This is a genomic window from Thioalkalivibrio sp. AKL10 (assembly GCF_000381845.1).
GTDB lineage: Bacteria > Pseudomonadota > Gammaproteobacteria > Ectothiorhodospirales > Ectothiorhodospiraceae > Thioalkalivibrio > Thioalkalivibrio versutus.
Window position 1 is genome coordinate 1,097,514 of the sequence record NZ_KB907142.1, and the last position, 20,510, is coordinate 1,118,023.

Consider the following 20,510-nt stretch of genomic DNA (forward strand, 5'->3'; position numbering starts at 1 on the left):
TTTCCTCAAAGTCCCCAGGTGTGAACCGGCGCGCCGGTGTTCTGCCAGCCGCGGTAGGCGTGGACCAGGCCCGGCCAGTCGCGGCCGTGGCGCGCGACCCAGTCGCGTTGCCAGTGCGTGCCGGTCTGGCGGCTGGCGACGCGCGCAGCGATGATGCCAAGCAGGTTGTCGCGTTCGCTGCGGTCGATGCCCAGGCGCTCCAGACCCTCGGCCGCCCGGGGGAGCAGCTCCCGCGTGATCAGGCGTGGCGCCGGGACGGGGTCGCGATGGCCCCAGCGCAGGCGAGCATCCAGCCCGTAGCGGGCGGCATTGTAGAAGTTGTCGCGGGCCTCAGAAAACGGGGTCTCCAGCGTTCCGTTGGGCGATTCGGCCACCAGGTACTCGATCAGGCCCAGGGTGAAGGCGGTGTTGGCCAGCATGTCGATCAGCGACGGGCCGGCCGGGAGGCAGCGAAACTCCAGGCGCAGGCTGCGTCGGCCATCCGCGTCGCAGCCGACGATCGGCCGGTTCCAGCGCCAGATCGTGCCGTTGTGGAAGGCGAGGTGGGCCAGTTGATCGGCCGGCTCGTCGAGGGCTACCGGCAACAACACCGGGAAGTGCTCGAGGTTTTCGGTGAACAACTCGCCGATGGATGCGTGCAGATAGCCGGTGCCGAAGGTCACGCGGCGGATCGGGCCACGCGCCGAGTTGGCGAACCCGCCGACCTCCACCGACTGCTCGAACAACGGGATGCGGCTCTCGGCCCACAGGTCGTGGCCGAAGATGTAGGGCGTATTGCCGGCGGCGGCCAGCACCGGTGCCGCGGCGACCAGAGAGGCGTTGTAGGCGCGGTGGGCGACCTCGGGGCGGGTCTCGATATGCACCTGGAAGGAGGTCGCCGCGGCCTCCAGCATCACGTCCGCGTGGCGGTGCTGCAGGTGCTCGTGACCGACGATATCCACCTGCAGCGGGCGCTGGGCGCGTTGTTCCAGGATCGCGCTGTTCAGGGCCCGGTAGCGGGCCTGCTGCGACATGTGGTGGATCCCGAGGTCGTCCGGTTCCAGGGTGGGCAGGCTGCCGGCCATCAGCAGTTCCGCCCCGGCGTGGCGGGCGGCCCGGCGCGCGCGGCGCAGGGTCTCGTTCAATTCGTCGAGGATTGCGCTGAAGCAGCCGGGACCGGCGCGGAAGACGCCGCTGTTCAGTTCGACATTGAACTGCGCCAGTTCAAGGGTGGCCAGCGGGCTGTCCATCGCGGCGAGGAAGGCGTCATTGACCGGTAGCGGTCGCCCCTGGGTGTCGCATAGCCAGGCTTCGATCTCGAAGCCCAGCCGCGGGGGTGGGGCGGGGTCCTCGGGCGGTTGCGTGCGCAGCCAGTCCAGCAGCTGGGCCGTCTCGTCCGCGAGGGCCTGGTGGAAGCGGTCAAAGTCTGCCGCGCCGAAGTGCTCCTCGCGGATCTCGCGGCCCAAGGCCTAGTCCTCGTCCCGGTCGTCGTCCGGTGCGTCGTCATAGAGGCTCTCCAGAAGATCGCCCCAGATCTGTTCGTGTTGCTCGATGAAGGTCAGCAGGCTCTTGCGGAAGGCGAGATAGTCGGCCTCGAAGGCTTCGAAGTCCGCCCCGCCATTGAGCAGCTTGGCAGCGCGGTCGGTCTGCTGCAGGCTGTCACGCAGGTTGAGGCTGGCGGCCATCGCACCCTTGACGCGTTCGCGCTCGTGCGGGATCCAGGCGCGGTCCGACAGCATGGAGCGCAGGTTCTCGCCCAGTTCCAGCAGGCGCTTGCGCAGGCGCGGGACGGCGCCGATGGTGCCGGTCTTGAGCTCGCCCCAGACGGCATCGGTGATCAGGCGCGCCCAGCGTTCGCGCAGATCCCGCACGGTATCGGGGTCAAAGGCGAAAGCGCGCTCCAGTTGTTGCGGATCGAATGGCATTGGGTATCCTGATCGACGAAGCCCGGGATGTGCGGCGTCTGCGGTGGAGGGGCCGGAATAGCCTCGCGCCCCGTAGCGTCCTACAGGGTACAAGAACAAGCAAGGCCGCATGTACGGCCTGCGGATGGAGGAATCGACAACATGGCGACCTGGTTCGCGCAGCGCAGGCTGCGTCAGAAGGTGTGCGACCTGCGGCCACAGATGTACCGCATGGCATTCGCGTGGTGTCACGATGCCGCGCTGGCGGATGACCTGGTGCAGGAGGCAATGATGAAGGCCCTGACCCGGCTGAAGTCGTTGCAGGACGAGAACGCCCTGAAGGCCTGGGTGTTCCGCATCATGACCAACTGTTACCGCGACTGGGGCCGGCGGCAGAAGGACACGGTGGATGTGGACAGCATGGAGCTGTCCTGCGAGGACTGCCCGGAGCAGCAGACCGAGCGCAATCGCATGGTCGCGGATGTTCACCGGGCCATGGCCGAACTGAGTACCGATCACCGGCAGGTGGTCGCGCTGGTGGACCTGGAGGGTTTTGCCTACTCCGAGGTCTCGGAGGTGCTGGACGTACCGATCGGCACCGTGATGAGTCGCCTGAGCCGGGCTCGGGCGCAGTTGAAGAAGGTGCTGCTGGAGCAGCAGGCCGACACGGGGACAGCGGCCGATACACCCTATCTCAAGGTAGTGAGGAATCGGCATGTCGAATGAACGACTGAGTGCAAAGAATCGACCCAGCGAGGAGATTCTCAATGCCTTCGTGGACGGCGAGTTCTCGCCGGAGGATCGTCTGTTTACGTTGAAGACGATCGCCTCCAGTGAGCATCTGAGTCGCGAAGTCTGCGACATGCACCAGCTCAAGGAGCTGGTGAACATGGCCTACGAAGACGTCCCGGCCGGGCGCGCGGCCGGCACCACCGGTGGCCGTTGCCGGTTATCGCGTGGTGGACGTTCGGCCTGGTTCCCGTCGGTGGCGGCCGGCGTGCTCGCGCTGGTCGTGGGTTCGCTGGGTGGATACGAGATCACTCGCGATGCCGGTTTCTTCGGGGGCGACCATGCTGCTGCGGCCGGCCAGGAGTCCGGGGCCCTGGCGCAAATGGCTGCCAGCGATAACGCGCCCGGCGGGGCCGCGGCCCCGCAGCAGGTGTTTTCGGCAACCGAAACCGATCAGATTCTGCTGCACATCAACGAGGCGGATACCCGTGCGATGGCCGAGTTGCTGGACGACATCGAGAGCATGTATCGCGAGGCGGCCACGGTCGGGCGCGACCTGAACGTGCAGGTGGTGGTGCACAACAACGCGATGGGCATGCTGCGAACCGACAGCGCACCCTATCCGGAACGCGTCGCGAGCATGGCGGAGGCGTACCCCACGCTGCGCTTTACCGCCTGTGCCCAGACCCTCAACCGCCTGGCGCGCGAGGAAGGCCAGAAGGTGGATATCCTGCCACAGGCTGAACTGATCGATTCCGGCGTCGCCGAGGCGGCCCGCCGTCAGGCGGAAGGCTGGATCTACATCAAGGTCTGATTCGGCACGGCCGGAGTCTCGATGCAAGTCGACCCACAAGTGCTGCGCCCCGGCTGGTTCCTGGCCGGGGCGCTCTTGTTGATGCTGGCGGCGGGCGGCGCGACTGCTGTATTGATGGGCGTCGTCGCCAAGGCGCCGGCGGCCGAAGAGCCGCTGCGGGTGGTCTATCACATCAACACCGATGACCTGGAGCTTCACCTGAACGCCCTGCGCAACCTGCAGAATCATATCGACGGTAGCCCCGATGATGTTTCGCTCAAGATCAAGGTGTTGACTCATGGCAGCGGCATCAGTCTGCTGCAGCACGCCCGTACCGATCCGGACCTGCGCAGTACCGTGAATACCCTTAAGCTGCAGGATGTGCGCTTTTTGGTGTGTGGCAACTCGCTGGAATCGCGCGGGCTCGAACGCAGCGATCTGCATGAGGTGTCGGACAGGGACGTGGTCCCCAGTGGCATCGTGGAACTGACCCGCCTGCAACGCTCCGGTTACACCTACATCAAGCCCTGACCGGACCGGCCGCATCCCCCCTGCGTTGGGTGATCAGCGCCCCTCAAGCTCGGTGTCCAGCGCCGCCAGGCGCTCCGGTGTGCCGATGTCGCGCCAGGCGCCGGTGTAGTGTTCGCCGGTGACCCGGCCGGCCTCGATGGCTTGACGCAGCAAGGGGCCGAGGGCCCGGCGCCCCGGTGGCAGATCACGAAACAGCGCCGGGTCGTACCAGCCGATGCCGCTGAAGGTCAGCAACTCGTTCCCCGCCAGCCCCACCCGTTCCCCGTCCAGGGCGAAATCGCCCTGCGAGTGATGGTCGGGGTTGGCGACCAGTACGAGGTGCGCGAGCGGTCGGTCGGTGGCTGTGTTCATCGTCGCCGGGGGTGTCAGCGGGTGGTCGCACCAGACATCGCCATTGACCACCAGAAACGGCTCCTCCCCCAGAAGGGGAAGGGCCTGGCGGATCCCGCCCGCGGTCTCCAGGGCACCCTCGGGCTCCGGTGAGTAGCGAATGGCGAGGCCCGACTGGCGTTCACCCAGGGTGGCGCGGATCTGTTCGCCCAGATGCGCGAGGTTGATGACTACCTCGCGGTACCCGGCGGTCGCCAGACGATCCAGCGTGTAGCCGATCAGCGGCCGGCCACTGACCGGCAGCAGCGGCTTGGGGCAGTGGTCGGTCAACGGGCGCATGCGTTCGCCGCGCCCGGCGGCCAGGATCATTGCGCGCATGGCTTAATCCTCCCGCATCCGTTCGGGCATGTGGGTGTGGAACCAGCCTGCCACCGCTGTCAGTTCTGGCTGTGACAGTCCCTGCGCCAGGAGTCGATGCAGGCGCGGCAGGTGTTCCAGGTAGCGCGGTTTGGCATCCCGGTGCGCCAGGCGCACGAAGATCCCGAGGATCTTGGTGGTGCGCTGGGCGCCGAGGACGCGGTAATGCTGCAGGAAGACCTCGGGGTCACAGGCCGTTCCCGCGGTATAACGCATCAATGCCCGCTCCACGGTGGCGGGTGACACCTCGCGCCGGGCGTCTTCCAGCAGCGAGACGACATCGTAGGCGGGGCTGCCGATCACGGCATCCTGGAAATCCAGGACGGCACAATCGCCATCCTCGCCGGGTGGCAGCATCAGGTTGTCCACGTGGAAGTCGCGTAGCACCAGTGTCCCGGGCAGGACGGGCAGGCGTTCCAGCGCCACCCGCCAGACCTCGAGGAATTCGTTGCGCAGGGACGCGCCCATCGGTGTGCCGCGTTGTTCCGGCCAGTACCAGTCGGCAAACAGGGCGGCCTCGTCCAGCAGGCGCGGGGTGTCGTAGGCGGGGAGGTCCGGGCCCTTCGCGGCCTGCGCTGGCCAGGCGCGATGCAGCTGGATCAGGGTGTCGATGGCGCGGTCGTACAATGGGCCTTCCGCGGCCCCCTCGGCTAGGGCCCGGGTGAAGGTTCGGTCGCCGAGGTCCTCGAGCAGCACGAAGCCGGTGGCTGGATCGTGCGCAAGGATGCGCGGCGGGCGCAGCCCCAGCGATTCCAGCAGTCGCGCGATCTCCACGAACGGCTCGGTGGCCTCGCGCTCGGGTGGCGCATCCATCAGCACCACCGGTTGGTCGTCGCGGCACAGGCGAAAATAGCGTCGAAAACTGGCATCTGCGCGCAGGAGTGCCAGGCAGGTGAACCTGCCCGGCTGGTCCTTCAGCCAGGCCTGGAGCTGCTCGCTGCGGCGATCGTCCGGGATCATGCGCGGGCCTCGGGAAATTCGCCGGATAGACGCTCGACGCGGGTGTCGATGCGGCCATCGGCATGCAGTGCCAGAACGCGGTAGCCGGCGTGTTCGGTATCCAGCGCGAACTGTTCGGAGCCGGGGGCGAACTGGACGCAGGTGGAGGGGCAGCCCAGCAGTTCGACGCCCTGGCGCTCGGCGCGGAAATCCTGATGGATGTGGCCGAACAGGCAGGCGCGTACGCGCGGGTGGTGATCCAGGATCGCGAACAGGTCGTCGGGATTGGTCAGGCCGATCCGGTCCATCCATGCGCTGCCGACGGGCACGACCGGGTGGTGAACGGCGACCATGCCCCAGTGATCGGGGTGTGCGGTCAGTACTTGATCCAGGCGCGACAACTCGGCCGGCTCGATGCGCCCGGACGCCTGCCCCGCAACCGCCGAATTGATTCCGACCAGCAGCCAGTCGCCGAGCAGCCGGTGGCCGTCCAGGGCGTGTCCGGCGCCCGTGAAGGCGCGGTGCAGCAGGGTCCAGTCATCGTGGTTGCCCGCCAGGCCGGCGAGCGGCCAGCCCTTCACGTGTTCGTCGAGCATTGCGAGGAGTCGCGTGTAGGCCGCCGGATCCGGATCTTCGGCCAGGTCGCCCGTGAGCCATAGCAGGTCCGGCCGGGCCTCGTTCCGGCGCAGGGCCTCGAGCACGCGGGCGAGCTGGCGGTCGCTGTCGGGATAACCCGGTCGAATGGGGCCCGGCTCCCGGCCGAGGTGGGTGTCGCTGATCTGAAGGATGTGCTGCATGCGGCCGGTGTCGCCTTCCGTATGGTGCCGGTTGTGTGCGTTCGGGCGCGCTTTCGCGTTTGCCGCCCGGCAGGGTTATTGCCCTATACTCGATCGGGTGTACTGTGCAATGCGCCGGAGCCTTCCCGCATGGGGCGAGAGGGGGCCTGGCGAGGGGTCCAAGATGAGCCAAGAAGCCAAGACCCGCCCGGATTCCGGGTACCGTCCGTCCGAGGACGAACCCTACATGAATCCGCGTCAACTGGACTACTTTCGCGCCAAGCTCGAGGCCTGGCGTGCCGAGCTGATCGAGGAATCGGAACAGACTCTGGAGCACTTGCGCAGCGAGAGCTGGCAGGAGCCGGACCCGAATGACCGCGCCAGTCACGAGACCGATGCCGGCCTGGAGCTGCGAACCCGGGATCGGTACCGCAAGCTCCTGAACAAGATTGACGCGGCGCTGGCGCGCATCGAGCAGGGCGAATACGGCTATTGCGAGGAGACCGGTGAACCGATCGGCATCGCTCGGCTTGAGGCGCGCCCGGTTGCCACGCTGAGCGTGGTGGCCCAGGAGGCCCATGAGCGCGACGAGGCCCGCTATGAATAGGGCCTGTCTGGTCCGGGTTACTCGCCGGCCAGCGCGCGGGTAAACACCCGCGAGTTGCGCGCCTGGTTGTAGCGGGTCTGCCGGCTGACGGGCAGATCGTCCACCTTGCCTGGCGTGTAACCGCGTTCCTGGAACCACTGGGCGGTGCGTGTGGTGAGCACGAATACCCGCCGGATTCCCTGTTCCTGCGCCAGGTGTTCCATCGCCTGCAGCAAACGGTCGCCGCGGCCGCTCCCGCGGTAATCCGCGTGCAGGGCCAGGCAGGCGATCTCCGCGGCATCCGCCTCGAACGGGTAGAGCGCGGCGGTCCCGATGATCAGGCCGTCGGCCTCCAGCACCTGGAAGCGGTCGATCTCCAGCTCCAGGTGCTCCCGCGCGCGATGCACCAGGATACCCTCGGCCTCCAGTGGTGCCAGTAGTGCATGGATGCCGCCGACATCGTCGAGTGTGGCCGGGCGCAGCCGTTCCAGTGGCTCGCGCGAGACCAGTGTGCCGATTCCCAGACGGGTGAACAGTTCGGTCAGGAGCCCACCGTCGTCCCGACGGTCGATCAGGTGCACCCGGATCTCGCGCTGGCGACAGGCGTCGAGCGCGCTCTTCAGATGGTTGGCCAGTTCCTGCGGCAGGTCGGTGGCGGTCTCCAGCAGCTTCTGGGCGGCCGGCACGGTGAGCTGGTCCAGCACGCCGTGTTCGGGATCACGCAACACCCCGGCCTCGGTGAGAAAGATCAGCTTGTCGGCATTCAGCGCGATCGCGACCTGGGTGGCGACATCCTCGCCGGAGAGGTTGAACACCTCGCCGGTGGGGGAGTAGCCGAGCGGGGAGACCAGGGCCACCTGCTCGCGGTCCAGCAGGGCCGCGAGTGCGGTGGTGTCCACCCCGCGCACCTCGCCGGTGTAGTGGAAGTCCACGCCGTCGCGTACGCCCAGTGGCCGTGCGGTGACGAAGTTGCCACTGGCCACGCGCAGGCGTGCGTTGCCGGTACCCGGCTGGCCGAGGCTGCGCGAGAGCAGGCCCTCGATCTGCAGGCGCAGCCGACCGACCGCATCCAGCACGGCTTCCAGCGCTGCGCCATCCGTTACGCGCAACCCGTTGGCGTAGGCCGGGGTCAGTCCGCGCTCGCTCATCCGGGCCTCGATTTGCGGGCGCGCCCCGTAGACCAGAACGACCCGGATACCCAGGGCATTGAGCTTGGCGATATCGCGCATCAGTGCCGGAAACTCCGGCGCCTGAGCGGCCTCGCCTGCGAGCGCGATCACCATGGTGCGCCCGCGGTGGGCGGCGATGTACGGCACCGCATCACGGAACCAGGCGAGCTCCCCGGGCTGCGGGGCTCGGCGTGAGGGCGCGTGATTGCGGGCGGCTGGGTTGGATGTGGCGGTCACGGGCGTGTCCGTTTCCTGGTGATGTCCTTGAGCAGACAGTCTAGGGAATCACGGATCAATGTACACGTGGGATCAGTCAGGCCTGCTGGCCCGATCCTGCGGGAAGGGGTGTTAGGGAAACATTGATCCGTGTTTCCCTAGTCGGTCTCGCCCACGAGGCGTTCGAGGTCCGGGACGGAGGCGCCGGGCGCGATGCCGTGCTCCTTGAACCACCCGGCATTGACCTCCAGGGCGTAGCGCACCGGCCGTTTCGCCTCGTGTATGCGGGTGGAGTGGGGCGTCATGCTGGCGATGTTGGTAATGGTGAAGTCGGCATCGATGAAGGCCACGTCCAGCGGGATGCGGGTGTTTTGCATCCACATGCCGTAGTGCGCCGGTCGTGGCCAGATGAACAGCATGCCGTGGTCGGCGGGCAGGTGGTCGCGGTGCATCAGCCCGATCCGGCGGCTACGGTCGGTCGCGGCGATCTCGATCGTCAGGGCTTGTTCGCCGAGTTGCAGTTCGGCGGTCGGCAGCCCGCTTTCGGCCTGCGCCAGCCCCGTGCCCAGGACGAACAGCAGCACCAGCCCGACAAGGCCGGGCTGCGCGCGCCACCGCGACGTATTGATCAAGCCTATTCGCCGCTCATGCGCCCCACGGCGCAGCTGGCAAACGACTTGGCCTTGGCGCTGGCGGAGCGCAGGCCGGAGACCGAACCGACCTCGGGGTAACCCATGCTGGCGAGCTTGGCGGCGACCGCCTCGCGGGCGCTGTCGGGCGCCTCGATATCAACCGCACCGCCTTCCACGTCCACCTCGGCGTCGGTGACGCCCTCGACCTGCAGCAGGCCCTTGCGGATGGAGCTGGCGCAGCCGCCACACTTGATGTTCTCGACTTCGATTTTCATTGCAGGTGCTCCGGGGTACTGGGGTTTGAACGACTCATTATGTACGATCTGCGTTCACCGTAATCGTTCACGAGAATATACATGCCCGCCTATCGTTCCCGCACCACTACCCACGGCCGCAACATGGCGGGTGCCCGCGCCCTGTGGCGCGCCACCGGCATGAAGGATGGCGACTTCGGCAAACCGATCATTGCCATTGCCAACTCCTTCACCCAGTTCGTGCCCGGGCACGTGCATCTGAAGGACCTGGGCCAGCTGGTGGCCGGCGAGGTGGAAAAGGCCGGCGGCGTGGCCAAGGAGTTCAACACCATCGCGGTGGACGACGGGATCGCGATGGGCCACGGCGGGATGCTCTATTCGCTGCCCTCGCGCGAGATCATCGCCGACTCGGTCGAGTACATGGTCAACGCGCACTGCGCCGATGCCCTGGTCTGCATCTCCAACTGCGACAAGATCACCCCTGGCATGCTGATGGCCGCGATGCGCCTGAACATCCCGGTGGTGTTCGTCTCCGGCGGTCCGATGGAGGCCGGCAAGGTGCAGGCCCCGGGCAGCGACAAGGTGATCCACCTGGACCTGGTGGACGCGATGGTCAAGGCCGCCGACTCCAGTGCCAGTGATGAAGAAGTGGAGGCCATCGAGCGCTCCGCCTGCCCGACCTGCGGGTCCTGCTCCGGCATGTTCACCGCCAATTCGATGAACTGCCTGACCGAGGCGCTGGGGCTGTCGCTGCCGGGCAACGGCTCGCTGCTGGCCACCCACGCCGGGCGCAAGAGCCTGTTCGAGCAGGCCGGCCGGCGCGTGGTCGAACTGGCCAAGCGTTACTACGAGCAGGACGATGAATCTGCTTTGCCGCGTTCCATCGCCACCTTCGAGGCGTTCGAGAACGCGATGAGCCTGGATATCGCGATGGGCGGCTCCACCAACACGGTGCTGCACCTGCTGGCGGCCGCGCGCGAGGGCGAGGTCGACTTCACCATGGCCGACATCGACCGCTTGTCGCGCAAGGTGCCGAATCTGTGCAAGGTCGCCCCGGCCACCCAGCTCTACCACATGGAAGATGTCCACCGCGCCGGTGGCGTGGTCGGCATCCTCGCGGAGCTGGACCGCGGCGGGCTGCTCCACCGTGACATTCCCACCGTGCATGCCGACACCATGGGCCAGGCCCTGGAACAGTGGGACGTGATGCGCCACGCCGCCGAGGCCGAGACGCTTTACCAGGCCGCCCCGGGCGGTGTGCCTACCCAGGTCGCGTTCAGCCAGGACAAGACCTGGGACAGCCTGGACATCGACCGCGAGAACGGCTGCATCCGCGACATCGAGCATGCCTACTCGAAGGACGGTGGCCTGGCCGTGCTCTACGGCAACATGGCCCCGGATGGCTGCATCGTGAAGACTGCCGGGGTGGACGACAGCATCCTGACATTCTCGGGTCCGGCCCGGGTCTTCGAGAGCCAGGACGCGACGGTGGAGGCCATTCTTGGTGACCAGATCCAGGCGGGCGACGTGGTGATCATCCGCTACGAGGGCCCCAAGGGCGGTCCGGGCATGCAGGAAATGCTCTACCCGACGTCGTATCTCAAGTCCAAGGGCCTGGGCAAGGAATGCGCGCTGGTCACCGACGGGCGCTTCTCCGGCGGCACCTCCGGGCTGTCGATCGGTCACGTCTCGCCGGAGGCGGCGCAGGGTGGTGCGATCGGCCTGATCGAGGAAGGCGACACCATCGTGATCGACATCCCCGGTCGCGAGATCCGCATCGACGTCGACGACGCCACGCTGGCCGCACGGCGCGAGGCCATGGAGGCCCGTGGCGCGAAGGCCTGGAAGCCCGAGTCGCGGGAGCGGGCCGTCACCCAGGCCTTGCGCGCCTACGCCCTGATGACGACCTCCGCCGCCTACGGCGCGGTGCGCGACATCTCCCGCTTCGAGGACTAGCCCAGGGCCCAAACCGAAAAAAGCGAACGCATGTAACGCAACCACAGGGAGGTGGTGATGGCGATTACCGACTGGCCCACGGCCGAGCGCCCGCGGGAGAGGCTGATCGAACGCGGCGCGGCCGCGCTTTCGGATGCGGAGTTGCTGGCAATCTTTCTGCGCACCGGCGTGGCCGGCAAGAGCGCGGTGGATGTCGCGCGGGACCTGCTCAGCCGCTTCGGCGGGCTGCGGCCTTTATTACAGGCGGATCAGGCGGGGTTTTGCGCCGCCCCGGGGCTGGGGGATGCCAAGTACGCCCAGCTCCAGGCCGTGCTGGAGATGGGGCGCCGCCACCTGGCGGCCGATCTGGAGCGCGGCGATGCACTGACCTCGCCCGCGACCACCCGGCAGTTCCTGGCGGCGCGTCTGCGCGACTATCCCTTCGAGGTCTTCGGCGTGCTGTTTCTCGATAACCGCCACCGCGTGATCGCCTTTGAGGAGCTCTTTCGCGGCACCATCGACGGTGCCTCTGTGCACCCGCGCGAGGTTGTGCGGCGCGCGCTGCACCACAACGCGGCGGCTGTGATCCTGGCCCATAACCACCCCTCGGGCGTGGCCGAGCCGTCGCGTTCGGATGTCGCCATCACCCGCCGCCTGACCGACGCCCTGGGGCTGGTCGACATCCGCGTCCTCGATCACGTGATCATCGCCGACGAGGCCGTCTCCCTCGCCGAACGCGGCGAGCTGTAGGGGGAGGCTGACCCAGTCGCACGTCTGCGTTGCAACGCGGTGAGACGACCAAGTCGTCATTGCGAGGAGCCGAAGGCGACGAAGCAATCTGCCGGGGCAGGCAATCTGCCAATATTCTGCCCGGGGGCATCCGGATGGCGATTGCTTCGTCGCTTTGCTCCTCGCAATGACGGTTAGAAGTTTGCGCGCCGCGTTACGCCGGTGTGTCCTTGAGAGCCTTTTCCAGCGCCTGCAGCAGTGCGTCGACCTGCGTTTGGGTGTGGGCGGCGGACAGGGTGATGCGCAGGCGGGCCTCGCCTTCCGGGACGGTCGGGGGGCGGATCGCGGGGACCAGGAAGCCGGCCTCGAACAGGCGCTCGGCGACGGCGTTCGCGCGAGTGGCGGTGCCCAGGGTGACAGGCTGGATGGGTGTGAGGGGCGGTGGGTGTGGCAGGCCGAGGCGATCCAGCCCGTCGCCCAAGCGTCGCAACAGGTTCTGCAGGTGCGCGCGGCGGTCGTGGGCGGACGCGGCGATTTGCACCGAGGCCAGGGTGGCGGCGGCCAGGGCGGCCGGCATCGCGGTGGTGTAGATGTAGGGGCGCGCGGTCTGGATCAGGGTCTCGATCAGCCGTTCGGAGCCGGCCACGAAGGCCCCGGCGGTGCCGAAGCCCTTGCCCAGCGTCCCCATCAGGACCGGTACGTCGTCGCCGCCGAGACCGAAGTGCTGGCAGGTGCCGCCGCCGGTGTCGCCCAGCACTGACAGGCCGTGGGCGTCGTCCACCATCAGCCAGGCATTGTATTCGCGCGCCAGGGCGGCGAGTTCCGGAAGCGGGGCGATATCGCCGTCCATGGAGAACACGCCGTCGGTGATGATCAGGCGCTGGCCGGTCGCGGGCGCCTTCTCCAGGCGCTCGCGCAGGTGTTCGGGCTCGGCGTGGCGGTAGCGCTGGCTGCGCGCGCCCGACAGGCGCACGGCATCGATCAGCGAGGCGTGGTTCAGGCGGTCCTCGAAGACGATGTCGTGGCGACCGACCAGGGTCTGGACCAGGGCCAGGTTGGCCATGTAGCCGGTGGAGAAGACGAGTGCCCGAGCGCGCCCGGTGAAGCGGGCCAGGGCCTGTTCCAGTTCGTCGTGGGCGCGGGTGTGGCCATTGATCAGGTGGGCCGCACCAGCGCCGACACCGTACTGGTCGAGCGCCGCGTGAGCGGCGGCGGCGACCGCCGGGTCACCGGCCAGGCCCAGGTAGTCGTTCGAGCAGAAGGCAATCACGCGGTGGCCGTCGATAACCTGTTCGGGCCGCTGTGGGCCGTCGAGGATGCGGGTGCGGCGCCATAGCCCGGCGTCGCGCACAGTGCTCAGGCGTTGCTCCAGGTAGTGATCGAGTGAGTCGCTCATGGGCGCAGGCCCGCACGCAGGAAGATCGGCCAGTGCACCCGTGCCGGCATGCTCGGGTTGGACCACAGGGCTTGCAGGGCCGGTGCCAGCGCGGCCAGCGGGTCCTGGCCGGCGGCGCGGGCGCGGCGGATCGCGGACCAGGTACCGAGATAGCCCAGCAGGGTGGCGCGGTCCCATTCGCGCGTGATGCGAAACTCGGGCGCCTCGATCTCGGGCCAGGGAAACGGCAGGTCGCGGTAGTGGTTGCGGATGTGCTGGCGCTCTTCCGGCCACCAGGGCGCAAGGGTGGTGTCGTGGAAGTCGATCAGTAGGCGGTCCAGTGCCGGGTCCTCGGCCCGCAGCACGCCGTAGCCCCAGATCGCCAGGAGTCCGCCCGGGCGCAGGACGCGGGCGACCTCGTCGTGGAACTCGGGGTGGCGGAACCAGTGCGCGGCCTGGGCGACACAGGCGAGGTCGACCGAGCCATCGGCCAGGGCACAGGCCTCGGCGGCACAGGCGACGCGGTCGATCCAGGAGTGATCCGGCAGTGTGGCCAGCAGCGATGGGGCGGCGTCCGTGGCGAAGACGTGCGAGAAGTGGGGCGTCAGGCCCCGCGCGGCCTGGCCGTTGCCGCTGGCACAGTCCCAGGCGCGCTCGTGGTGCGGAGTGTGCGCCGCCAGCCAGTCAAACAGCTCGGCCGGGTAGTCCGGGCGGTGGCGGGCGTAAGCGTTAGCCACCGCCGAGAAATGGTCGGGGAAGCCGCCGCTCACCGCCGGTCTGGCTCAGGCCGACGCGGACGCCGGCTGGTCCGATTGCGCGGGGGATTCCGGGCCGGTCTCCGGGCGCAGGCCCAGGCGCTCGAACAGCGCGAGGTCGTGGTTCTCGCCGGGGTTTGGCGTGGTCAGCAGGGTGTCGCCGTAGAACAGCGAGTTGGCACCGGCGAGGAAGCACAGGGCCTGCATCTCGTCGGACATCTCGGTGCGCCCGGCGGACAGGCGCACGTAGGAGGCCGGCATCAGGATGCGGGTGGCCGCGATGGTACGCACGAACTCCAGCGGGTCGAGGTGCTCGATGCCGTGCAGTGGCGTGCCCTCGACCTGGATCAGCTGGTTGATCGGCACCGACTCCGGGTGTTTTGGCAGGTTGGCCATCTGCTGCAGCAGCCGGGCGCGATCGCGGCGCGACTCGCCCATGCCGAGGATGCCGCCGCAACAGACGTTCATGCCCGCCTCGCGTACGTGCTCCAGCGTTTCGAGGCGATCGTCGTAGGTGCGCGTGCTGATGATGTGACCGTAGAACTCCGGCGAGGTGTCGAGGTTGTGGTTGTAGTAGTCCAGTCCCGCCTCGGACAAGCGTTTGGCCTGCTCGGCCTTCAGCATGCCGAGGGTCATGCAGGTCTCGAGGCCTTCGTCCTTGACTGCGCGGACCATCTCGATCACGCGCTCCAGGTTCTTGTCGGTGGGGTTGCGCCAGGCCGCGCCCATGCAGAAGCGGGTCGCGCCCTGGGCGCGAGCGTTGCGGGCCGCCTCCAGCACCTCGTCCAGCGGCAGCAGGCGTTCGCGCTCGATCTCGACCTCGTGGTGCGCGCTTTGCGGGCAGTAGGCGCAGTCCTCGGGGCAGGCCCCGGTCTTGATCGACAGCAGCGTGCTCACCTGGACCGCGTTCGGGTCGAAGTGCTCGCGGTGGACGGTCTGCGCGCGGAAGATCAGGTCATTCAGCGGCAGGTCGAGCAGGGCCTCGACCTCGTCGGTGTTCCAGTCGTGGCGGGGCGTGCTCATAGATGATGTTCCTTGTCGGCTTCGGCGGGGATCTCGACGTCCGTCCAGGGCTCGCGATAGATATTGAACAGGGCGTAGATCGTCCACGGCAACAGGATGGCGGCGGCGATCGCCCAGTAGGCGCGGTAGTAGTTCAGATCCGGCGGAAAGAAGGTGGCGACCCCGATCAGCAGGCCCATCAGGGCGTAGTAGCGATAGGCGGCCCACTGCGTGAAGTGGCCGACGCGGGGATCGGGGTGGTGCTTGTTCAGGGCGTAGACCAGCATTGAGCCGCCAAACCACAGTACCAACGGGACGATACCCATGATCGCGGCGATGATGAAACCGACCCCGACGCCCTCGCTGCTCACCAGGAACAGCGGGATGCCGGCAATCGACACGCTGATCAGGTTGCCGATATCGAACATCGACGCGGCGCGCCGCGAGCTGCGCCCGGAGACGGTCCTGGTGGCCATGGTCTACCCTGCATGCAAAAAGCAGAGCATACCATTATGGCCCCGGACCCTTCATTGCGACCCGTTTCCAGGCGGTCTCCGGCCGCGCGCTTGAGGGCCCGGGCTGCGGCTTGTGTCGACTGGCTGGGGGAGGCTCTGTACCCCGGTCAGTGCGGACTGTGCCTGGCCCCCGGTCCGGCGATCTGCGCGGATTGCCGGGCGGATCTTGCGCCGCTCGAGCACCCCTGCCCCACCTGTGCGTTGCCCCTGCCGGTCGCCGGAGTGTGCCCGGCTTGCATCCGCCGAGCGCCGGTCCTGGATGCACTGCATGCCGGCTGGGCCTATGCCTGGCCGCTGGATCAGCTGATCCTGGCCTACAAGCACGGCGCCAATGCACGGGCCGAACGCATCCTCGCGGCCCTGGCGGAGCAGGTGGCGGGCCGTCTGGTGGGCGAGAACGGCGATCTGCCCGATCTAGTGCTCCCCGTGCCGCTGCATGGCAGGCGGCTGCGCGAGCGAGGTTTCAATCAGTCGGACTACCTGGCGCGGCGTGTGGCGGGGGTGCTGGATGTCCCGCTGGATACCCGCGGACTGCGGCGCATCCGCGCGACCGAGTCGCAGCAGGCGCTGGGTCGCAAGGCGCGGCGGCGCAATGTCCACGGTGCGTTTGCCTGGGACGGTTCGAGCCTCGCCGGGCAGCATGTGCTGGTGGTGGATGACGTGGCGACCACGGGCGCGACGCTGGCCGCACTGGCCGAAGTGCTGCGCCGCGAGGGTGCCGCTCGGGTGGAGGGGCTGGTCCTCGCGCGCGCCTGAGGGTGTGTGCGCTCGGGATTCAGCCCCCCAGGTGGTGGTCGGCAATCATCGCCAGAAGGATGACGGCGCCCAGGTAGTGGTTGTTCTTGAAGGCGCGCAGACAGTCGGCGGGTTCGCGTTCGAAGATCAGGAACTGCTGGTAGAACATCAGCATTGCCACCACCACGAGCCCGGCGGTGTAGTAGCCACCGAAATCGGCGTGCTGGCCAACAAGATAAAGCCCCAGCCACACCAGCACCTGCAGCCCGCCGGTAATCAGGCGGTCCAGTTCGCCGAAGGCGATGGCCGTGGATTTCACCCCGATCTTCAGGTCGTCTTCGCGATCCACCATGCCATAGAAGGTGTCATACACCACCGTCCACGCCAGCACGGTTACGAACAACAGCCAGGCCACTTCGGGCGGGTGCTCGCCGGTGACGGCGGTGAACGCCATGGGCACGGCCCAGGCAAAGGCGGCGCCGAGATGGACCTGCGGGAAGTGGTGGAAACGCTTGGAGAACGGGTAGGTGCCGGCCAGTGCCACCGCCACCAGGGAATACAGGATGGTCAGTACATTGGTGAACAGCACCAGGACGAAGGCGACCACGCTGAGGGCCACGAAGGTTCCCAGCGCCTCGCGCGGGGTGATGGTGCCGAGCGCCAGCGGCCGGTCGCGGGTGCGCGCCACGTGTCCATCGAAGTCGCGGTCGGCGTAGTCGTTGATCGCGCAGCCCGCCGAGCGCATCAGCACCACGCCGGCGGCAAAAATGAAGATCAGGTAGGCCGGCGGCCAGCCCTCGGCCGCCACCCACAGGGCCCAGAAGGTGGGCCACAGCAGCAGGTAGATGCCCACCGGGCGATCCAGCCGGATCAGGCGGGCGAGTTCCCACAGGCGTTCGCGCTCGGTCATGGCGGCCAAGCTTACCAGCCTTGTTGCGGAAGGGGCCCGCGGCCGTGCGAGTTGATCAGCGTCTCCCTTGGCGTCCTTGTGGGGGCGTTACAGGTGCGCCTCCAGCCAGCCATCCAGGTCAGCGGGCTCCACCTCGCCACGATGGGTGTCGAGGATGGTGCCGTCACGGTCGATCAGGACGGTGTAGGGCAGGGCGCCGATGCGGTTGCCGTATTCCCGGCCCACGGCCATCGCCTCGTCCTGACCGATCAGCACCGGGAATTCGATGCCGAAATCGTCGACGAAATGCTGCGTGGCTGTCTGTTCGTCCACGGCCACTGCCACGATGGTGAAGCCGTCGTCCCGGTAGGCCTCGAAGGTGTCCTGGAACAGCGGCATCTCCTTCTTGCAGGGCGGGCACCAGGTGGCCCAGAAGTTCAGCACGATCAGGTCGCCGTCCCACTCACTGAACTGGCGTTCTTCACCGGAGAGGTCGGGCAGGGTGAAGTCGATGCGTTGATTGCCCTGGGTCGCCTCGGCGGCGACCTCGGTGGCCGCGTTGGCAGAGGTTGCCCCGGCGTCCATCTCGGGTTCCGGGTCACCACAGGCGGTCAGGATCAGGGCGCTGGCTGTGGCGACCACCACCCCTGCGAGTGTGTGCTTGCGGTTTTTCATGGCGTCACCCCGATGGCGCTTTCCACGTGTGCCAGGAAGCGGTCGGCATTCAGATAGCCGACATTGCGGTAGTTGCGCAGCTCGTTGCCGTCGGTGTCATAGAAGATCATGGCCGGCGGCCCGAACAGGTTGAAGTGACGCATCAGGTCGCGGTGCTCGGAGGTGTTGTCGGTCACGTCGGCCTTCAGGAGGTGCACGTCGCCCATCGCTCGGAGCACGCGCGGGTCCTGGAAGGTGGTGCGGTCCAGACGCACGCAGTCCACGCACCAGTCGGCGTAGAAGTCGAGGAACACGGGCTGACCGTTTTCGCGGGCCCGTGCGACTTCGCGCTCCACGTCCTCCAGGCTGTCGATGTAGGTGAACTCCATCTCGGTCGGCCCGGACTGCTCGCCCGTGGCCGTCACCGCGGGCTGGTTGAACGTGGCCAGAGGGCGGAAGATGTCCTTGCCGCCGGTCGCCGCGCCGAGCATCAGCAGCACGCCGTAGATCAGGATCACCACACCCAGGCCCTTCCACAGGCTGTACCAGCCGGAGGCATTGTCCGGCAGGGTCCTTAGTGCGCCCATGTAGACGGCGGTCACGATCAGCAGGATAGCCCACAGGAACATCGCGACCTCGCCCGGGATCACCCGTTCGAGCAGCCAGATGCCGATGGCCAGCAGGCCGACCCCGAACACCGCCTTGATGGTATCCATCCAGGGACCGGCCTTCGGTAGCAGGCGCCCGGCGGAGGTGCCGATGACCAGCAGCGGCGCACCCATGCCCATGCTCAGCGCGAACAGCGCGATCCCGCCCAGCACCGCATCGCCAGTGTGGCTGATGTAGAGCAGCGCCCCGATCAGCGGTGCGGTCACGCAGGGGCCGACGATCAGGGCGGAAAGGAAGCCCATGATGCCGGCGCCGACGTAGGTGCCGCCTTCCTGCTTGTTGCTGATCTGCGAAAGTTTGCTCTGCACGCCGGCCGGCATCTGCAGCTCGTAGAAGCCGAACATCGACATCGCCAGCGCGATGAAGATGGCCACGAAGGTCCCGATAATCCAGGGGTTCTGGAAGGCCGCCTGCAGGTTGGCACCCGCCAGGCCCGCGAATACGCCGGCAATGGTGTAGGTCAGCGCCATGGCCAGCACGAACACCAGCGAGATCAGGAATGCCTTGCGTGTGGTCAGGTTCTTCTGCCCGATGATGATGTTCGACAGGATCGGGATCATCGGGAACACGCAGGGGGTGAAGGTCAGCAGCAGCCCGAAGCCGAAGAAGGCCAGGGCCACCAGCCAGATCTGGCCGTCTGCCAGCTGGGCCGCGATGCGGTCCTGCTGGGTGACCGGTGCCGCGGCCTCGTCGTCTTCCGCAGCCCCGTCGCCGGTTTCCGGCAGGGCGTCGGTGTCGGCCTCGGCGGCCAGATCGGCAGCAAAGGAGACCGAGACCTCCTGGGTCAGTGGCGGGTAGCACACGCCGGCGTCGGCGCAGCCCTGGTAGTCGATCGCCAGCGTGATCTCGGAGACGTCATCCGCGTCGCGCAGGACCGGAACCAGGATCTCGACCTGGCCCCGGTAGACCTGGCTCTCGCCAAAGAACTCGTCTTCCTGGAGCTCGCCGTCCGGTGGGTTGACCGGCCCCAGCTCGATGCCATCGCCCTCGGCGATGCGCACATCCAGCTGCTCACGGTAGAGATAGTATCCCTCGGCAATGTCGAAGCGCAGGATCGCCGCGTTCTGGCTGATCGCCTCCAGCGAGGCGGCAAAGGCCTTCTCCGGTTCCAGCAGGTCATCGGCGGCGCCGAGGTCGCCGGACAGGTTGCCCAGGTCCCCCAGCGCGCTGCGTTCTTCCCCGGCACCTTCGTCCGCGCGGGTCTCGCCATTGCCGCTGGGCAGGCCGGGCAGCTCGATGGATACCGTCTGGAAGTGCGGCGGGTAGCACACGCCCAGGTCCGCGCAGCCCTGCGAGCGCGCGGTCAGCTCGATGCTGGTGCTGTCGGCCGCCTTGATCGGCAGCTTCACCTGCACCTGGCCGCGATAGGTCTCGACGCGCCCGAAGAATTCGTCCTCCTTGACCTCGCCGTCCGGGATCTCGGCCTCGCCCAGTTCCAGCCCGTCGCTTTCGGGGGTGAAGTCGAACTGCTCGCGGTACATGTAGTACTCGTCCGCGATGTCCCAGGTCAGCCGTACCGTGTCGGCGTCGATCGCCTCGGCGCTCAGGGCGAAGGCGTCATCCGGGTCCAGCAGGTCGTCCTCGAAGAGGGCGTGCGTGAGTCCCGGGGCCAGCAGGAGTGCGACCAGCAGGGTTGCCAGCCAGGTGCGCGGATTCATGAGGTGCATTGCGTTATCCAGTCCAGGTAATCGGGCAGCCCGCGTTCAATCGGCAGGGCGATGATCTCGGGTGTGTCGTAGGGGTGTTGTTCAGCCAGCTGGGTCTGAAGATCGTTCAGGCGCGCGGGCGAGGTCTTGATCAGTAGAGTGACTTCGGAGTCGGTTTCGATATTCCCTTTCCACATGTAGACCGAGCGTCCGGGCGGGAGGATATGCACGCACGCGGCCAGACCCTGCTTCACCAGGACGCCGGCCAGGCTGTCAGCCGTGTCCGGGTCGTCGAGTGTGGTAATGACCAGCCAGGCGCGGGCGCTGGATGGCGATTGCTCATTGCTCATG

At 67.5% G+C, this 20,510-nt stretch carries 23 protein-coding genes; 7 read left to right on the forward strand and 16 right to left on the reverse strand.

The features are described 5' to 3' along the window. Positions 1 to 5: 5 nt before the first annotated feature. Positions 6 to 1,445, reverse strand: a complete 1,440-nt coding sequence (locus tag G333_RS0105270; protein ID WP_018948106.1) for a glutamate-cysteine ligase family protein — start codon at positions 1,443 to 1,445, stop codon at positions 6 to 8. A 3-nt stretch (positions 1,446 to 1,448) separates the two neighbouring features. Next, a complete protein-coding gene (locus tag G333_RS0105275) occupies positions 1,449 to 1,904 on the reverse strand; it encodes a hypothetical protein (protein ID WP_019567591.1) in 456 nt (151 codons plus the stop codon). Positions 1,905 to 2,045: 141 nt separating this feature from the next. Here G333_RS0105275 and G333_RS0105280 point away from each other — a divergent pair, with 141 nt between their 5' ends. The 3 genes from G333_RS0105280 to G333_RS0105290 are packed head-to-tail and all read left to right on the forward strand — an operon-like array spanning position 2,046 to position 3,936. Further along, positions 2,046 to 2,609 carry an RNA polymerase sigma factor gene (locus G333_RS0105280; protein WP_018175650.1) on the forward strand — a complete coding sequence of 188 codons (564 nt, stop codon included), beginning with the start codon at positions 2,046 to 2,048 and terminating at the stop codon, positions 2,607 to 2,609. Then, positions 2,599 to 3,426: a hypothetical protein gene (locus G333_RS0105285; RefSeq protein ID WP_018175649.1), complete on the forward strand. Its 828-nt coding sequence runs from the start codon at positions 2,599 to 2,601 to the stop codon at positions 3,424 to 3,426. Before G333_RS0105280 ends, G333_RS0105285 begins: the two co-directional genes overlap by 11 nt. A 21-nt stretch (positions 3,427 to 3,447) precedes the next feature. Beyond that, positions 3,448 to 3,936 (forward strand): DsrE family protein, encoded by a 489-nt coding sequence (locus G333_RS0105290; RefSeq protein ID WP_019627884.1) that lies wholly within the window; start codon positions 3,448 to 3,450, stop codon positions 3,934 to 3,936. A gap of 33 nt (positions 3,937 to 3,969) precedes the next feature. Here G333_RS0105290 and murU read toward each other — a convergent pair whose 3' ends face one another. The 3 genes from murU to G333_RS0105305 are packed head-to-tail and all read right to left on the reverse strand — an operon-like array spanning position 3,970 to position 6,419. Further along, positions 3,970 to 4,644: an N-acetylmuramate alpha-1-phosphate uridylyltransferase MurU gene (gene murU, locus G333_RS0105295; RefSeq protein ID WP_019627885.1), complete on the reverse strand. Its 675-nt coding sequence runs from the start codon at positions 4,642 to 4,644 to the stop codon at positions 3,970 to 3,972. A gap of 3 nt (positions 4,645 to 4,647) precedes the next feature. Next, the gene (locus G333_RS0105300; protein ID WP_019627886.1) at positions 4,648 to 5,643 is read right to left on the reverse strand and encodes an aminoglycoside phosphotransferase family protein; all 996 of its coding nucleotides are present in this window, start codon (positions 5,641 to 5,643) and stop codon (positions 4,648 to 4,650) included. Continuing rightward, positions 5,640 to 6,419, reverse strand: coding sequence for a metallophosphoesterase (locus tag G333_RS0105305; protein ID WP_018168976.1), 780 nt, complete (start codon positions 6,417 to 6,419; stop codon positions 5,640 to 5,642). Before G333_RS0105305 ends, G333_RS0105300 begins: the two co-directional genes overlap by 4 nt. Positions 6,420 to 6,582: 163 nt before the next feature. Here G333_RS0105305 and dksA point away from each other — a divergent pair, with 163 nt between their 5' ends. Beyond that, positions 6,583 to 7,005, forward strand: coding sequence for an RNA polymerase-binding protein DksA (gene dksA / locus G333_RS0105310; RefSeq protein WP_018951669.1), 423 nt, complete (start codon positions 6,583 to 6,585; stop codon positions 7,003 to 7,005). Positions 7,006 to 7,022: 17 nt separating this feature from the next. On the opposite strand, the gene argA is transcribed toward dksA, so the two are convergent. From argA to G333_RS0105325, 3 genes are all read right to left on the reverse strand, one after another. After that, a complete protein-coding gene (gene argA / locus G333_RS0105315; protein WP_019563791.1) occupies positions 7,023 to 8,390 on the reverse strand; it encodes an amino-acid N-acetyltransferase in 1,368 nt (455 codons plus the stop codon). 137 nt (positions 8,391 to 8,527) lie between these two features. Continuing rightward, complete coding sequence (locus G333_RS0105320) at positions 8,528 to 9,001, reverse strand: DUF192 domain-containing protein (RefSeq protein WP_018951667.1); 474 nt, start codon at positions 8,999 to 9,001, stop codon at positions 8,528 to 8,530. 2 nt (positions 9,002 to 9,003) lie between these two features. After that, positions 9,004 to 9,276 (reverse strand): heavy-metal-associated domain-containing protein, encoded by a 273-nt coding sequence (locus G333_RS0105325; protein ID WP_018145194.1) that lies wholly within the window; start codon positions 9,274 to 9,276, stop codon positions 9,004 to 9,006. A gap of 81 nt (positions 9,277 to 9,357) precedes the next feature. Between G333_RS0105325 and ilvD the strand changes: the two genes are divergently transcribed. Together ilvD and radC are read left to right on the forward strand one after the other, a co-directional pair. Further along, positions 9,358 to 11,211, forward strand: coding sequence for a dihydroxy-acid dehydratase (gene ilvD / locus G333_RS0105330; protein ID WP_019563792.1), 1,854 nt, complete (start codon positions 9,358 to 9,360; stop codon positions 11,209 to 11,211). Between the two features lie 57 nt (positions 11,212 to 11,268). Then, complete coding sequence (radC, locus tag G333_RS0105335) at positions 11,269 to 11,940, forward strand: DNA repair protein RadC (protein WP_019627887.1); 672 nt, start codon at positions 11,269 to 11,271, stop codon at positions 11,938 to 11,940. Positions 11,941 to 12,133: 193 nt separating this feature from the next. Here the strand turns inward: radC and bioF are convergent, their stop codons facing one another. The 4 genes from bioF to G333_RS0105355 are packed head-to-tail and all read right to left on the reverse strand — an operon-like array spanning position 12,134 to position 15,527. Further along, entirely contained in the window at positions 12,134 to 13,315 is a 1,182-nt protein-coding gene (bioF, locus tag G333_RS0105340) for an 8-amino-7-oxononanoate synthase (RefSeq protein WP_019563793.1), read from the reverse strand. After that, on the reverse strand, positions 13,312 to 14,064 hold the full coding sequence (locus tag G333_RS0105345) for a class I SAM-dependent methyltransferase (protein ID WP_019563794.1): 753 nt from the start codon (positions 14,062 to 14,064) through the stop codon (positions 13,312 to 13,314). Before G333_RS0105345 ends, bioF begins: the two co-directional genes overlap by 4 nt. Before the next feature lie 12 nt (positions 14,065 to 14,076). After that, positions 14,077 to 15,072 carry a biotin synthase BioB gene (bioB, locus tag G333_RS0105350; protein ID WP_018937323.1) on the reverse strand — a complete coding sequence of 332 codons (996 nt, stop codon included), beginning with the start codon at positions 15,070 to 15,072 and terminating at the stop codon, positions 14,077 to 14,079. Then, on the reverse strand, positions 15,069 to 15,527 hold the full coding sequence (locus G333_RS0105355; RefSeq protein WP_024327561.1) for a hypothetical protein: 459 nt from the start codon (positions 15,525 to 15,527) through the stop codon (positions 15,069 to 15,071). Before G333_RS0105355 ends, bioB begins: the two co-directional genes overlap by 4 nt. 240 nt (positions 15,528 to 15,767) lie before the next feature. On the opposite strand from G333_RS0105355, the gene G333_RS0105360 reads away from it, so the two are divergent. Continuing rightward, a complete protein-coding gene (locus G333_RS0105360; RefSeq protein ID WP_018168984.1) occupies positions 15,768 to 16,322 on the forward strand; it encodes a ComF family protein in 555 nt (184 codons plus the stop codon). Between the two features lie 19 nt (positions 16,323 to 16,341). On the opposite strand, the gene ubiA is transcribed toward G333_RS0105360, so the two are convergent. The 4 genes from ubiA to cutA all read right to left on the reverse strand — a co-directional run bounded on the left by ubiA (position 16,342) and on the right by cutA (position 20,509). Further along, entirely contained in the window at positions 16,342 to 17,211 is an 870-nt protein-coding gene (gene ubiA / locus G333_RS0105365) for a 4-hydroxybenzoate octaprenyltransferase (protein WP_026340899.1), read from the reverse strand. 87 nt (positions 17,212 to 17,298) lie between these two features. Then, positions 17,299 to 17,865, reverse strand: coding sequence for a TlpA disulfide reductase family protein (locus tag G333_RS0105370; protein ID WP_019627889.1), 567 nt, complete (start codon positions 17,863 to 17,865; stop codon positions 17,299 to 17,301). Further along, entirely contained in the window at positions 17,862 to 20,180 is a 2,319-nt protein-coding gene (dsbD, locus tag G333_RS0105375; RefSeq protein ID WP_019627890.1) for a protein-disulfide reductase DsbD, read from the reverse strand. The genes G333_RS0105370 and dsbD overlap by 4 nt, the downstream gene beginning before the upstream one ends. After that, entirely contained in the window at positions 20,168 to 20,509 is a 342-nt protein-coding gene (gene cutA, locus G333_RS0105380; protein WP_019627891.1) for a divalent-cation tolerance protein CutA, read from the reverse strand. The genes dsbD and cutA overlap by 13 nt, the downstream gene beginning before the upstream one ends. Position 20,510 lies beyond the last annotated feature (1 nt).

What these genes read in the sequence shown, in the direction of transcription:
- G333_RS0105275 (WP_019567591.1), bottom strand. Translation starts at nt 1,904, where the DNA reads ATGCCATTCGATCCGCAACAACTGGAGCGCGCTTTCGCCTTTGACCCC.
- G333_RS0105280 (WP_018175650.1), top strand. Translation starts at nt 2,046, where the DNA reads ATGGCGACCTGGTTCGCGCAGCGCAGGCTGCGTCAGAAGGTGTGCGAC.
- G333_RS0105285 (WP_018175649.1), top strand. Translation starts at nt 2,599, where the DNA reads ATGTCGAATGAACGACTGAGTGCAAAGAATCGACCCAGCGAGGAGATT.
- G333_RS0105290 (WP_019627884.1), top strand. Translation starts at nt 3,448, where the DNA reads ATGCAAGTCGACCCACAAGTGCTGCGCCCCGGCTGGTTCCTGGCCGGG.
- murU (WP_019627885.1), bottom strand. Translation starts at nt 4,644, where the DNA reads ATGCGCGCAATGATCCTGGCCGCCGGGCGCGGCGAACGCATGCGCCCG.
- G333_RS0105300 (WP_019627886.1), bottom strand. Translation starts at nt 5,643, where the DNA reads ATGATCCCGGACGATCGCCGCAGCGAGCAGCTCCAGGCCTGGCTGAAG.
- G333_RS0105305 (WP_018168976.1), bottom strand. Translation starts at nt 6,419, where the DNA reads ATGCAGCACATCCTTCAGATCAGCGACACCCACCTCGGCCGGGAGCCG.
- dksA (WP_018951669.1), top strand. Translation starts at nt 6,583, where the DNA reads ATGAGCCAAGAAGCCAAGACCCGCCCGGATTCCGGGTACCGTCCGTCC.
- G333_RS0105325 (WP_018145194.1), bottom strand. Translation starts at nt 9,276, where the DNA reads ATGAAAATCGAAGTCGAGAACATCAAGTGTGGCGGCTGCGCCAGCTCC.
- ilvD (WP_019563792.1), top strand. Translation starts at nt 9,358, where the DNA reads ATGCCCGCCTATCGTTCCCGCACCACTACCCACGGCCGCAACATGGCG.
- radC (WP_019627887.1), top strand. Translation starts at nt 11,269, where the DNA reads ATGGCGATTACCGACTGGCCCACGGCCGAGCGCCCGCGGGAGAGGCTG.
- bioF (WP_019563793.1), bottom strand. Translation starts at nt 13,315, where the DNA reads ATGAGCGACTCACTCGATCACTACCTGGAGCAACGCCTGAGCACTGTG.
- bioB (WP_018937323.1), bottom strand. Translation starts at nt 15,072, where the DNA reads ATGAGCACGCCCCGCCACGACTGGAACACCGACGAGGTCGAGGCCCTG.
- G333_RS0105355 (WP_024327561.1), bottom strand. Translation starts at nt 15,527, where the DNA reads ATGGCCACCAGGACCGTCTCCGGGCGCAGCTCGCGGCGCGCCGCGTCG.
- ubiA (WP_026340899.1), bottom strand. Translation starts at nt 17,211, where the DNA reads ATGACCGAGCGCGAACGCCTGTGGGAACTCGCCCGCCTGATCCGGCTG.
- G333_RS0105370 (WP_019627889.1), bottom strand. Translation starts at nt 17,865, where the DNA reads ATGAAAAACCGCAAGCACACACTCGCAGGGGTGGTGGTCGCCACAGCC.
- dsbD (WP_019627890.1), bottom strand. Translation starts at nt 20,180, where the DNA reads ATGCACCTCATGAATCCGCGCACCTGGCTGGCAACCCTGCTGGTCGCA.
- cutA (WP_019627891.1), bottom strand. Translation starts at nt 20,509, where the DNA reads ATGAGCAATGAGCAATCGCCATCCAGCGCCCGCGCCTGGCTGGTCATT.